Genomic DNA, 12,972 nt, shown 5'->3' with positions numbered 1-12,972 from the left:
CCGTGCCGATTGTATACAACCTGTATCGACAATTTATTCTTTGGTTGTGCGCAACCCCATCAGCCCTGATTGATGGTCTTGGCGATGGTGTCGACCGTGGCGCTGACTTGCTCTTGGTAACGGTCGAGTTCTGCCTGATGCTGCTTCTTCATTTCGATCTGCTGCGAGCACAGGTTCATCGCTGCCAGCACCAGCAAGCGGTCACCGATCAGCGTCGGGTATTTGCGTTTGGTGTCGGCCAGTGCGGCCTTGAGCATCAGTGCGGCGTCCAGCAGGGTCTGTTCTTCCCCGGCCGGTGCCTTGATCGAATAGTCCTCCCCGAGAATGGAGATGACTTTTACCCCTGCGGTGCCGTGGTTCATGCGCTGACAGGGCCTGCGTTGACGCGATCAACCAGAGCCTGGATGCGCGCTGCGGTGGCGCCGTGCTTCTCTTCCTGTTCCATCAGGCTCAGTTGCAGGCTTTCGTTTTCATCCTTGGCCTGGGCCAGTTCCGTGGACAGGGTCTGGTTGGTTTGCGTGAGGGTCTGGTTCTGTTGCACCAGGTCGCTGACGAGCTGTTCCAATTGGCTGAGGGATGCTTCCAACATTTTGATCTTCCAAGCGTTTTTCAAAGGGCGCGTACGATAAAGAAAAGTCACTGCGGATGCCAGGGTTATACCGGCGCAAGGCCTTGATTTTCCTGGCGGCCGACCGTTCTCGCGAGTTTAAAAGACTGTGATCTGCCGATCTGGTTCCTGCACTTCGTCGCTCAGGCCCATATGCGACAAATACGCACAGTGCCTCAAGACTTTAGTCGTATGACCGATAAGTCATCCATACAGCAGTCTCAGCCCGCATGGATGCGGCCCTTTTTGGTATCCGCGCCATGTCCCTTCGCAATATGAATATCGCCCCCCGGGCGTTCACCGGCTTCGCCCTGATCGGCGGCCTGATGCTGATTCTCGGCGTGTTCGCCCTGAACCAGATGAGCAAAATCCGCGGCGCTGCCGAGGACATCACCAACAGCAGCGTGCCGAGCATCAAGAACCTCGACGAGTTCACCCAACTGACCTTGCGCCTGCGGGTGCTGTCCTACCGCTTGCTGGTCAACCGCGAGCCGGACGTACAGCAGAAGACCATGGAACTGCTGGACACCCGCAACCAGCAGATCCGCGCCGCCCAAACGGCCTATGAGCCGTTGATCAGCGGCCCGCAGGAACGCGCGGCCTACGATCAATATGTGCAGTTGCTCGGCCAGTACCGCCAGATCGAAGACCGGATGAAGAGCCTGTCGCGCAACAATCAGGTGGATGAGCTGCGCAACCTGCTCAACACCGAGTTGCTGAACAACTCCGAAGCGATGAACACCGTGCTCAACCGCCTGATGCAGATCAACGGCGAGCAGATCAGCCAGACCAATCAAGAGGCGGTCGACCAGTATTCCTCGGCGTTCAATCTGGTGGTCACCCTGCTGGTCGTGGCGACCGGCCTGACCTTCCTGTTCGCCTGGCTGCTGACCATCAGCATCACCAAGCCGATTTCCAAAGCGCTGGACGCGGCGGAAACCATCGCCGAAGGCAACCTGACCCAGCCGATCCACGTCGACGGCACCGACGAAGCCGGGCGTCTGCTGGCGGCCATGGCCAAGATGCAATCGAAGCTGCGCGACACCTTGCAGCGCATCTCCGGCTCGGCCACCCAGCTGGCTTCCGCTGCCGAAGAGCTGAACAGCGTCACCGACGAAAGCGCCCGTGGCCTGACCCAGCAGAACAACGAAATCGAGCAGGCCGCCACCGCCGTCAACGAGATGACCAGCGCCGTGGAAGAAGTCGCGCGCAATGCGGTGAGCACTTCGGAAGCCTCGAAGAACGCCACCACTTCGGCGGGCGACGGCCGTGACCTGGTACAGGAAACCGTCAGCGCCATCGAACGCATGAGCGCCGACGTACAGAGCACCGCGACCCTGATCGGTGATCTGGCGAATGAATCCCGTGACATCGGCAAGGTGCTGGACGTGATTCGTGGTCTGGCGGATCAGACCAACCTGTTGGCCCTGAACGCGGCGATCGAAGCGGCGCGTGCCGGTGAAGCCGGTCGCGGTTTTGCCGTGGTGGCGGACGAAGTCCGTGCGCTGGCGCATCGCACCCAGCAGTCGACCAGCGAAATCGAACGCATGATCGGCAGCATCCAGAGTGGCACCGAACACGCCGTGGATTCGATGCGCAACAGCACCGAGCGCGCCGAATCGACGCTGAACATCGCGCGGGGTGCCGGGATGTCGCTGGACACCATCAATACCGCCATCGTCGAAATCAACGAGCGCAATCTGGTGATCGCCAGCGCCGCTGAAGAACAGGCACAAGTGGCCCGCGAAGTGGATCGCAACCTGGTGAACATCCGCGACCTGTCGGTGCAATCGGCTACCGGCGCGAATCAGACCAGTGCGGCGAGCAACGAGCTGTCGCGCCTGGCGCTGGATCTGAACAATATGGTTGGGCGGTTCAGCCTGTAAGGCCCACTTCGCCATATCGGGAGCAATCCATTGTGGCGAGGGGATTCATCCCCGATCGGCTGCGAAGCAGTCGTAAAACCATCGTGCGAGGTGTATCTGATGCACCTCGCATTCAGCGTTTAGGGCGGCTTCGCCACCCATCGGGGATAAATCCCCTCACCACAGTTTTCATTCGGTGCCCATTCAATGTGATGCCCACGTAAAAAGCTTTTTGACAGCATCACATTTCAACAGGTTAGAATCGCTGGCACGCAGACTGCATGGTCAGTTTGTGCCCGTCTTTACGCTTCTGGAGTACTGCCTTTGAATGCGACGACCATCAACAGCCTGTTCTTGATCGGCGCGTTGCTGGTAGGTGCGAGCATTCTTGTCAGCTCACTTTCCTCCCGTCTCGGCATCCCGATTCTGGTCATTATTCTTGCGGTCGGCATGGCCGCCGGGGTCGATGGCGGCGGGATCATTTTCGATAACTACCCGACGGCCTATCTGGTCGGCAACCTCGCACTGGCGGTGATCCTCCTCGACGGCGGCTTGCGCACACGGGTCTCGAGTTTCCGCGTGGCCCTGTGGCCGGCGTTGTCGCTGGCGACGGTCGGGGTGTTGATCACCACCGGGCTGACCGGTATGGCCGCGGCATGGCTGTTCGACCTGAATCTGATCCAGGGCCTGCTGATCGGCGCCATCGTCGGCTCCACGGACGCCGCCGCAGTGTTCTCGCTGCTCGGCGGCAAGGGCCTCAACGAACGGGTGACCGCCAGCCTGGAAATCGAATCCGGCAGCAACGACCCGATGGCGGTGTTTCTCACCGTGACCCTGATCGACATGCTCGCCAGCGGCCAGACCGGCCTGCACTGGAGCCTGTTGACCCACCTGATTCGCGAGTTCGGCATCGGCGGCGTGATCGGCCTGGGCGGTGGCTGGCTGATGCTGCAACTGGTCAACCGGATCAACCTCGCCACCGGCCTCTATCCGATCCTGGTGATCGCCGGCGGTCTGGTGGTGTTCGCCCTGACCAACGCGCTGCACGGCAGCGGTTTCCTCGCGGTGTACCTGTGCGGTCTGGTGATCGGCAACCGCCCGGTGCGCAGCCGTCACGGCATTCTGCACATGCTCGATGGCATGGCGTGGCTGGCACAGATCGGCATGTTCCTGGTGCTGGGGCTGCTGGTCACTCCGCATGACTTGCTGCCGATCGCCCTGCCCGCTCTTGGCTTGGCACTGTGGATGATTCTGTTCGCCCGGCCGCTGTCGGTGCTGGTCGGCCTGCTGCCGTTCAAGGCGTTTCACGGTCGCGAGAAAGCGTTCATTTCCTGGGTCGGGTTGCGCGGCGCGGTACCGATCATTCTCGCAGTGTTCCCGTTGATGGCCGGGCTGCCGAATGCGCAGCTGTATTTCAACCTCGCGTTCTTCATCGTGCTGGTGTCGCTGCTGGTGCAGGGCACGAGCCTGCCGTGGGTGGCCAAACTGTTGAAGGTGACGGTCCCGCCGGAGCCGGCGCCTATCTCCCGTTCGGCACTGGAAGTGCACATCACCAGCGAGTGGGAGCTGTTCGTTTACAAGCTCGGTGCCGAGAAGTGGTGCATCGGTTCGCCCCTGCGTGAGCTGAAAATGCCCGAAGGCACCCGCATCGCCGCCCTGTTTCGTGGCCAGCAACTGCTCCATCCGTCGGGTAGTACGGTGCTGGAAGTCGATGATTTACTGTGTGTTATCGGCCATGAACACAACTTGCCAGCCCTCGGAAAACTGTTCAGCCAGGCGCCGCAACGCGGTCTGGATCTGCGCTTCTTCGGCGACTTCGTGCTCGAAGGAGACGCCCAGCTTAAAGCGGTTGCCGCGCTATATGGCCTACCGGCCGAAGGCATCGATCCGGACATGACCCTGGGTGCGTTCATTGCCCACAAGGTCGGGGGGGCACCGATCGTTGGCGACCAGGTGGAGTGGAACAACACTCACTGGACGGTCGCGGTCATGGACGGGAACAAGATCGGCAAAGTGGGCGTCAGATTCCCCGAAGGAAGTCGCCCGGGCCCCGGTCTCTTCCTCTAAACTGCGTCCACTCTCACTTGCTTGACCGGTCTCTATGCCTACCCTGCGCTCCTTCTTTTTCGCGGCCCTGCTGGGCCTGAGTCTTTCCGTCGGCCCGCTTTACGCCGCCGAACCGCCGTCCAGCGAAGCCGTGCAGGCCAGCCTCGACAAACTGGCCGACAGCAAACTGCCGGATGCCGACAAAAAGAGCCTGCAGACGGTCCTGCAAACCACGCTCAATCAACTCAACAGCCGGCGTGATTACGACCAGAAGCTGATCGACCTCAAGCAGCAACTGGCCTCCGCCCCGCGGCAGACCATCGAGAACACCCGCGAACTGACGCGCCTCAAGGCCACGCCAGTGGTGCCGGTGGCGCAGCGCTTCACCAAAGAGTCGATCCAGCAGTTGGAGCAGATCCTCACCGATCGCTCGACCCAGCAGAGCGATCTGCAAAAGGCCCTGGCCGATGCCAACAGCCTGATCATCACCGCCCAGACTCGCCCCGAGCGTGCACAGGCAGAAATCTCTGCCAGCCAGACGCGCATCCAGCAGATCAACAACATCCTCAAGTCCGGTAAGGACGCGGGCAAGACCGTCAGCGCCGAGCAGCGCGACCAGTTGAACGCCGAGCTCGCCGCGTTGAACTCACTGATTCCGCTGCGCCGTCAGGAACTGGCGGGCAACAGCCAGTTGCAGGATCTGGGCAACAGTCAGCACGACCTGCTCTCGGAGAAGTCCGACCGTCTCGATCGCGAGATCCAGGAGCTGCAGACCCTGATCAACCAGAAGCGTCTGGCGCAATCTCAGGAAACTGTCACTCAGCAGTCGATCGAGGCGCAGAAGGCCGGCGGCAGCAGCCTGCTCGCCACCGAAAGTGCGGCCAACCTCAAGCTCTCCGATTACCTGCTCAAAAGCACCGACCGCCTCAACGAAGTCACTCAACAGAACCTGCAGACCAAACAGCAACTCGACAGCCTGACCCAAAGCGATTCGGCCCTCGACGAGCAGATCAACGTGCTCAAGGGCAGTCTGCTGCTGTCGAAGATTCTCTATAAGCAGAAACAGGCGCTGCCGCGACTCAAGGTCGACCGCGATCTGGCGGATCAGATCGCCGACATTCGCCTGTATCAATTCGAAGTCAGCCAGCAGCGCGAACTGCTGAGCAACCCGGCGACCTATGTCGACAACCTGCTCTCCACCCAGCCGCCGGAACAAGTCACCCCGCAACTGCGCAAGAGCCTGATGGAACTGGCCAACACCCGCGCCGACCTGCTGGAGCGCCTGAACCGCGAACTGAGCGCGGTGCTCAACGAATCGATCACCCTGCAACTCAACCAAAAACAACTGCTGAGCACCGCGCAAAGCCTGCGCGCGACCCTTGACGAGCAGATGTTCTGGATCCCCAGCAACAAGCCGCTGGACGCGGAATGGATTCGCGGCGTGCCAGAGCGGCTCAAGCGCCAGATCGACACCCTGCCGCTGGCCTCAAGCCTGAGCGAGCTGACCGACGGTCTGACCCAGCGTCCGCTGCTGTTCCTGCCGCTGGCCTTGCTGATCGGCGCTCTGCTGTGGCGGCGCAAGGCGCTTTATGCGCGCCTGAACAAGGTTCACCAGGACATCGGGCACTTCAAGCGTGACAGCCAGTGGCATACGCCCCAGGCGATTCTGATCAATATTCTGCTGGCGATGCCGGTAGCGCTGGGCCTGGGCCTGTGCGGCCTGGCCTTGCAGATCGACGCCCGCGGGCAAAACGCCAACATGGGCGCGGCGTTGCTGCAGATGGGCCAGGCGTGGCTGGTGTTCTACACCGCTTACCGGATTCTCTCGCCGGGCGGCGTGGCCGAGCTGCATTTCCGCTGGGACAAACCGCAGGTCGAGTTCCTTCAAGGCTGGATCCGCCGCCTCGGGCTGGTGGTGATGGCGCTGGTGACCGTGGTGGCGGTGGCCGAATTGCAACCGGCAGCGCTGGCTGACGACGTGCTCGGCATGCCGGTGGTATTGACCTGCTACGCCCTGATGGCGTGGCTGCTCAGCCGTCTGCTGATCAGCAGTCCGGCCCACGAAAACACCTCATTGTTCCGCAGGGCCGTGGGCGTGATGTTCACCCTGCTGCCAATCGCCCTGTTCGTCGCGGTGTGCTTCGGCTACTACTACACCGCGCTGAAACTCAGCGACCGGTTGATCAACACCCTGTACCTGCTGATGTTCTGGCTGGTGATCGAGGCTACCTTCGTCCGTGGTCTGGCGGTCGCCGCACGCCGCCTGGCCTACCAGCGCGCCCTGGCCAAACGTCAGGCGGCGAAAGAAGCAGGCGACGGCGAAGCAGTCATCGAAGAGCCGACCCTGGACATCGAAAAGGTCAACGAACAGTCGCTGCGCCTGATCCGTCTGGCGCTGCTCGGTGGCTTTATCGCCGCGCTGTACTGGGTCTGGGCAGACCTGATCTCGGTGTTTTCGTACCTCGACAACATCACCCTTTACGAATACACCAGCGGCACCGGCGCCAACATGAGCATGGTGCCGATCAGCATCGGCGACATGCTCGGCGCGCTGATCATCATCGGCATCACCTTCGCCCTCGCCCGCAACTTGCCGGGTCTGCTGGAAGTGTTCGTGCTGTCGAAACTCAATCTGGCGCAGGGCAGCGCCTATGCGACCACGACGCTGCTGTCCTACGTGATCGCCGGCGTCGGTTTCGTTTCCACTCTGTCGACCCTCGGCGTCAGCTGGGACAAGTTGCAGTGGCTGGTGGCGGCGCTGTCGGTCGGTCTCGGTTTCGGTATGCAGGAGATCTTCGCCAACTTCATCTCCGGCATCATGATCCTGTTCGAGCGTCCGGTGCGGATCGGCGACACCATCACCATCGGCAACCTGTCGGGCACGGTGAGCAAGATCCGCATCCGCGCCACGACCATCACCGATTTCGACCGCAAGGACATCATTGTCCCGAACAAGACGTTCATCACCGGGCAACTGATCAACTGGTCGCTGACCGATACCATCACCCGCGTCACCCTGAAACTCGGCGTGGATTACGGCTCCGACCTGGATCTGGTCAAGGAACTGCTGCTCAAGGCTGCCCGGGAAAACCCGCGCGTCCTCAAGGAACCCGAGCCGCACGTGTACTTCCTCAACTTCGGCGAAAGCACCCTCGATCACGAACTGCGCATGCACGTGCGTGACCTCGGTGACCGCAACCCGGTGATCGACGAAGTGAACCGCTTCATCAACCGCGAGTTCAAGAAGCAGCACATCAACATCTCGTTCCGCCAGATGGAGGTGTACCTGAAGAACCTCCACGGTCAGGAATACAAGTTGGTGCCCATCGAGGACGAGAACAAAACCATCGTTCCGATCGGCGCCGAGCAAAAGCCCCTGCAAGAGCCGCCGCCGGCCAAACTCGACTAACCGGTCTGATCCCAGCAGAATGTTCGGACATTCTGCTGGAGCCGGCCCTTGAAAGCCCTCGACGAACTGACCTTCGACAATCGCTTCGCCCGCCTGGGCGATGCGTTCTCCGCTCACGTGCTGCCCGAGCCGATCGACAACCCGCGTCTGGTCGTCGCCAGCCCGGCGGCCCTGGCCTTGCTCGATCTTGATCCGGCAACCGCTGAGACTCAGGAATTCGCTGAACTGTTCGGCGGCCACAAGTTGTGGGCCGATGCCGAACCACGGGCGATGGTCTATTCCGGGCATCAGTTCGGCGGCTACACGCCGCAACTGGGCGATGGTCGCGGGTTGTTGCTCGGCGAGGTCTACAACAACGCCGGTGAACACTGGGACCTGCATCTGAAGGGCGCCGGGCAGACGCCGTTTTCGCGCATGGGCGATGGCCGCGCGGTGCTGCGTTCGTCGATTCGTGAGTTTCTCGCCTCCGAGGCGCTGCACGCGCTGAACATCCCGTCTTCACGTGCCGCCTGTGTGATTGGCTCCGACACTCCGGTGTGGCGCGAAAAGCAGGAACGCGCGGCGATGGTGCTGCGTCTGGCGCCAAGCCACATCCGCTTCGGCCACTTCGAATATTTCTACTACACCAAGCGTCCAGAGCAGCAGAAACAGCTCGGCGAACATGTATTGGCGATGCACTTCCCCGAATGCCTGGAGCAACCGGAACCGTATCTGGCGATGTTCCGCGAGATCGTCGAGCGCAATGCCGAACTGATCGCCAAGTGGCAGGCCTACGGCTTCTGTCACGGGGTGATGAACACCGACAACATGTCGATCCTCGGCATCACCTTCGACTTCGGCCCGTTCGCCTTCCTCGACGACTTCGATGCCAACTTCATCTGCAACCACTCGGATGATCAGGGCCGCTACTCGTTCAGCAACCAGGTGCCGATCGGCCAGTGGAACCTCAGCGCTCTGGCCCAGGCCCTGACGCCGTTCATCAGCGTCGAAGCCCTGCGCGAAACCCTCGGTTTGTACCTGCCGTTGTTCCAGGCGCACTACCTCGACCTGATGCGCCGCCGCCTCGGTTTCACCAGCGCCGAGGATGACGACCAGAAACTGCTCGAAGACCTGTTGCAACTGATGCAGAACAGCGGCGTCGATTACACGCTGTTCTTCCGCCATCTCGGCGAAGAGTCCGCAGAGCAGGCTGTCGCCCGCTTGCGCGATGACTTCGTCGACATCAAAGGCTTCGATGCCTGGGGCGAACGCTACGTGGCACGGGTTGCCCGCGATGGCGACAGCGATCAGGAACAGCGCCGGGCGCGGATGCACGCGGTCAACCCGCTGTACATCCTGCGCAACTATCTCGCGCAAAAAGCCATCGACGCCGCCGAGCAAGGCGACTACTCCGAAGTACGACGGCTGCATGCGGTACTGAGCAAGCCGTTCGACGAGCAGCCGGGGATGGAAGGTTATGCCGAGCGGCCGCCGGAGTGGGGCAAGCATCTGGAGATCAGTTGTTCGTCTTGAGGCTCCGGATTCAACCTTGATAAACGCCTCGTACGACTCCAGATCAGTCGTACGAGATATCAACTTAAACCGAGCCCGTCATGACCACTCCACTCCTCATCCCCTGCCCCGTCTGCAACGGCCTCAACCGCATCCCCGCCGAACGCCTCGCCGACCAGCCAAAATGCGGGCGCTGCAAGTCCGCGGTGCTATTGAGCAAGCCGTTCGAACTCAAGCAAGGCGATTACGCCAGCCAGATCAAAGGGGATCTGCCGTTGTTGGTGGATGTGTGGGCGGACTGGTGTGGGCCGTGCAAGTCCTTTGCGCCGGTATTCGAGCAGGCGGCGGCGCAGTTGGCGGGCAAGTGCCGGTTGGCCAAGCTCGACAGCGAAGCCAATCAGCAGTTGTCGGCGCAGCTGGGGATTCGCTCGATTCCGAGTTTGATTCTGTTCAAGAACGGTCGGGAAGTGGCGCGCCAGAGCGGGGCGTTTCCGTTGCCGCAGTTGATGGCGTGGCTGCGCAGCCAAGGGATCTGACCCTCCAGAGACCCCAATGTGGGAGCGAGCCTGCTCGCGAACGCGCCCGTTCAGTCAACAGAGATGTTGAACGTGCTGGCCTCTTCGCGAGCAGGCTCGCTCCCACAGGAGAGTGGAGTGAAATCCGGAAATCAGTGGTCTTCGAGCAGGTTGTGCAGTTCGACAAATTGCTGCGTCAGTTTATGCCTCGGGTCGAGGTGGATCAGCGGGGTGCTGGCCTGGTGCGACTCACGCATGCGCACCGAGCTGCTCAAGTACACCGGCAGCACCGGCAAACCTTCAGCGATCAACTCATCAAGCATCTGCTGCGGCAGGCTGGCCCGGGCCTGGAACTGGTTGACCACGATGCCTTCGACTTCCAGACCTTCGTTGTGGTCCTCCTTCAACTCTCCGATCTCCGCCAGCAGGCCGTACAGCGCCTGCCGCGAGAAGCTGTCGCAATCGAAGGGAATCAATACCCGATCGGCGGCGATCAACGCCGACACTGCATAGAAGTTCAATGCTGGCGGGGTATCGAGATAAATCCGGTCGTATTCGCCATCCAGCTCATCGAGCAATTTGCGCAGCTTGTTGATCTTGTGTTTGGCCTCAAGCTTGGGCTGCAGATCGGCCAGCTCAGCGGTAGCGGTGATGATGTGCAGGTTGTCGAACGGGGTTTCGTAGATGTCGGCCTGGTTTTTCTTCGAGAACGGCCCTGATGACAAGGTTTGCTTGAAGAAGTCGGCAATGCCCATCGGTATGTCATCGCCGGTGAGCCCCGTCAGGTACTGAGTGGAGTTGGCCTGGGCATCGAGGTCGACCAACAGCGTGCGATAGCCCTCGCTGGCACTCACCGCTGCCAGATTGCAGGCAATGCTGGATTTGCCCACGCCACCTTTCTGATTGAACACCACGCGCCGCATGACAAAACCTCCGTGTATCAAAGAATGACCGAGTGTAGTTGCCTGTGCGTGCGCTTCGCTACCTTCAACGAAGCGGACTACAGAGTCAGGCGCAAAAATCAGCGGGCACGGCGGGTAAAAACCTCCCGAGTGCGCCGATATGCCCGACAGACAAATCCCGCACGATCCGGATAATGGCCAAATGACATTTTTTCCACGAACCACTCGGTACATTTCGTTGCGTAAAACGTAACCAACATTTGCTACACACTCGTCGCACCGGGATAATGCGCGCCACCCGGCGCCATGCGCCACCTCAGGTCAGCCGCGGCCCTGGCGACTCAAAGCGTCATAAAAGCCCGCAGGGGCGGGATGAACATCCGTGATCAACTTCAACATCGCCCAATGGCGCGCGTGGGCCCCGGGGCTCGACAGCGTGGACGCGTGGCAGGCCTGGAGCCGACAACCGGTCGTACTCCCGAGCAGCGATGCCGCGCCCGATGTGTCGTTTCTGCCAGCCATGCAGCGCCGACGCCTCAGCCGTCTGGCGCGGATGGCGTTCAGCGTCGGCTGGCCGCTGGCCGACGGACGGGAGAACCTGCCGCTGGTGTTTGTTTCACGACACGGCGAAACCCCGCGCACCTTCGAGATCCTCAGTGATCTGGCCAAGGACGAGCCGTTGTCGCCGACCCAGTTCAGCCTGTCGGTGCACAACGCGATCATTGGTCTGTGGTCGATCATGCGCGGTGAAACCAGCGAAATGACTGCACTGGCGGCCGCAGGCGATGGCCTGGAACACGGCATCATCGAAGCCTCCGCCCTGCTCGCTGAAGGCGCTCCCGCGGTGCTGCTGATCATCACCGAAGAACAGCCGCCCGAGGCCTATTCGCAGTGGGTCGACGACGTGCCGTTCCCTTATGCGCTGGGTCTGCTGCTCACCCCCGGTACCGACTGGCGGCTGACCCTGAACAGCGGCCAGGAAACAGTGTCCAAAGCGCACTGGCCCCACGCGCTGAATCTGTTGCGCGCCCTGCTCGGTCAGCAAACCCATTGCCAACATGCCTGGAAAAATCGTGTATGGACCTGGCAACGCAACCCGTGACCGAGAAGAACCGCGACGCCTATTACTGGCGCTTGCTGGCCACCGCCGCCAGTTTCACCCTGTTCGGGCTCGGCGGGTTGTGCCTGCGCTTGCTGGTATTTCCGCTGCTCGGCTGTCTGCCGGGTGACGCGCTCAGGCATCGTCAACGCGCGCGGCAAACCGTCAGTCGGCTGTTCTGGTTTTTCGTGCGGTTCATGGCCCGCACCGGTGTGCTGACTTATGACATTCAAGGGGCCGAACGCCTCGGGCGTCCAGGGCAGATGATCATCGCCAACCACCCGTCGCTGATCGACGTGGTGTTCCTGATCGGCCTGGTGCGCCAGGCCAATTGCGTGGTGAAGAAAAGCCTGTGGGAAAACCCCTTCACCCGCGGCCCGCTGCGCAGTACCGAATACATCAGCAACGACGGCAGCATGGACATGCTCGACGCTGCCGCCGAGTCCCTGCAAAACGGCCAGACCCTGATCATTTTCCCCGAGGGCACGCGCACTCAACCTGGTCAGGCGCCAGCCTTTCATCGGGGGGCTGCAGCGATTGCCCTGCGCGGTGCGAAAATCCTTACGCCAGTGGTCATCAAGGTCAATCCGACCACCCTGACCAAGGCCGAACCCTGGTATCGCATCCCCCACCGCCGCGTGCACTTCAGTTTTCGTGTCGGGGCCGATATAGATCCACAGACTTTCGCCACGCAAGGCCCGGCACCGCAGGCCTCGCGCAAGCTCAATGATTATTTGCACTCTTACTACATTAAGGAGCTCGCCGAAGATGAGCGATCTGCACCGTGAAATAAAACTGCTGATCATCGACGCCCTGGGCCTCGAAGACATCAGCGTCGACGACATCGGCGACGAGCAGACGCTGTTCGGCGAAGGCCTGGGCCTGGATTCGGTCGACGCACTGGAACTGGGTCTGGCGATCCAGAAAAAGTACGGTATCAAGATCGACGCCGACGCCAAAGACACCCGTAACCACTTCACCAATGTGGCGAGCCTTGCGGCGTTCGTCACGGCAAAACAGGCAGCTTGAGACCGGACC

Annotated in this window: 11 protein-coding genes and 1 pseudogene; 9 read left to right on the top strand and 3 right to left on the bottom strand. The window is 61.2% G+C overall.

Features of this window, described 5'->3' with window-relative positions; genetic code table 11:
• Positions 1-59 precede the first annotated feature (59 nt).
• Positions 60-362 (bottom strand): cell division protein ZapA, encoded by a 303-nt coding sequence (locus AC3WMV_RS04975; protein WP_027611351.1) that lies wholly within the window; start codon positions 360-362, stop codon positions 60-62.
• Positions 359-589 (bottom strand): hypothetical protein, encoded by a 231-nt coding sequence (locus AC3WMV_RS04970; protein ID WP_003220969.1) that lies wholly within the window; start codon positions 587-589, stop codon positions 359-361. The genes AC3WMV_RS04975 and AC3WMV_RS04970 overlap by 4 nt, the downstream gene beginning before the upstream one ends.
• Positions 590-837: 248 nt before the next feature.
• On the opposite strand from AC3WMV_RS04970, the pseudogene AC3WMV_RS04965 reads away from it, so the two are divergent.
• The 6 genes and pseudogenes from AC3WMV_RS04965 to trxC all read left to right on the top strand — a co-directional run.
• Positions 838-1,590: pseudogene (locus tag AC3WMV_RS04965) on the top strand (MCP four helix bundle domain-containing protein); the annotation flags it as partial.
• A 30-nt stretch (positions 1,591-1,620) separates the two neighbouring features.
• On the top strand, positions 1,621-2,493 hold the full coding sequence (locus AC3WMV_RS04960; protein WP_371917813.1) for a methyl-accepting chemotaxis protein: 873 nt from the start codon (positions 1,621-1,623) through the stop codon (positions 2,491-2,493).
• Between the two features lie 303 nt (positions 2,494-2,796).
• Complete coding sequence (locus tag AC3WMV_RS04955) at positions 2,797-4,539, top strand: potassium/proton antiporter (RefSeq protein ID WP_096794715.1); 1,743 nt, start codon at positions 2,797-2,799, stop codon at positions 4,537-4,539.
• 34 nt (positions 4,540-4,573) lie between these two features.
• Positions 4,574-7,927: a mechanosensitive channel MscK gene (mscK, locus tag AC3WMV_RS04950; protein WP_097087044.1), complete on the top strand. Its 3,354-nt coding sequence runs from the start codon at positions 4,574-4,576 to the stop codon at positions 7,925-7,927.
• A gap of 48 nt (positions 7,928-7,975) precedes the next feature.
• The gene (selO, locus tag AC3WMV_RS04945) at positions 7,976-9,439 is read left to right on the top strand and encodes a protein adenylyltransferase SelO (protein WP_103368704.1); all 1,464 of its coding nucleotides are present in this window, start codon (positions 7,976-7,978) and stop codon (positions 9,437-9,439) included.
• Positions 9,440-9,519: 80 nt separating this feature from the next.
• Positions 9,520-9,954 (top strand): thioredoxin TrxC, encoded by a 435-nt coding sequence (trxC, locus tag AC3WMV_RS04940; protein ID WP_096794713.1) that lies wholly within the window; start codon positions 9,520-9,522, stop codon positions 9,952-9,954.
• Between the two features lie 131 nt (positions 9,955-10,085).
• On the opposite strand, the gene AC3WMV_RS04935 is transcribed toward trxC, so the two are convergent.
• Entirely contained in the window at positions 10,086-10,856 is a 771-nt protein-coding gene (locus tag AC3WMV_RS04935) for a ParA family protein (RefSeq protein WP_027611345.1), read from the bottom strand.
• Between the two features lie 361 nt (positions 10,857-11,217).
• On the opposite strand from AC3WMV_RS04935, the gene AC3WMV_RS04930 reads away from it, so the two are divergent.
• The 3 genes from AC3WMV_RS04930 to AC3WMV_RS04920 are packed head-to-tail and all read left to right on the top strand — an operon-like array spanning position 11,218 to position 12,963.
• Positions 11,218-11,937 (top strand): beta-ketoacyl synthase chain length factor, encoded by a 720-nt coding sequence (locus AC3WMV_RS04930; protein ID WP_103368705.1) that lies wholly within the window; start codon positions 11,218-11,220, stop codon positions 11,935-11,937.
• Positions 11,913-12,722, top strand: coding sequence for a lysophospholipid acyltransferase family protein (locus AC3WMV_RS04925; protein WP_027611343.1), 810 nt, complete (start codon positions 11,913-11,915; stop codon positions 12,720-12,722). Before AC3WMV_RS04930 ends, AC3WMV_RS04925 begins: the two co-directional genes overlap by 25 nt.
• Complete coding sequence (locus AC3WMV_RS04920; RefSeq protein ID WP_007967290.1) at positions 12,703-12,963, top strand: phosphopantetheine-binding protein; 261 nt, start codon at positions 12,703-12,705, stop codon at positions 12,961-12,963. Before AC3WMV_RS04925 ends, AC3WMV_RS04920 begins: the two co-directional genes overlap by 20 nt.
• Positions 12,964-12,972: the final 9 nt, after the last annotated feature.

This window comes from Pseudomonas sp. FW305-3-2-15-E-TSA4 (assembly GCF_058787295.1).
Note: the sequence above shows the minus strand (reverse complement) of the source record. Positions and strands in the feature narration are given on the sequence as shown.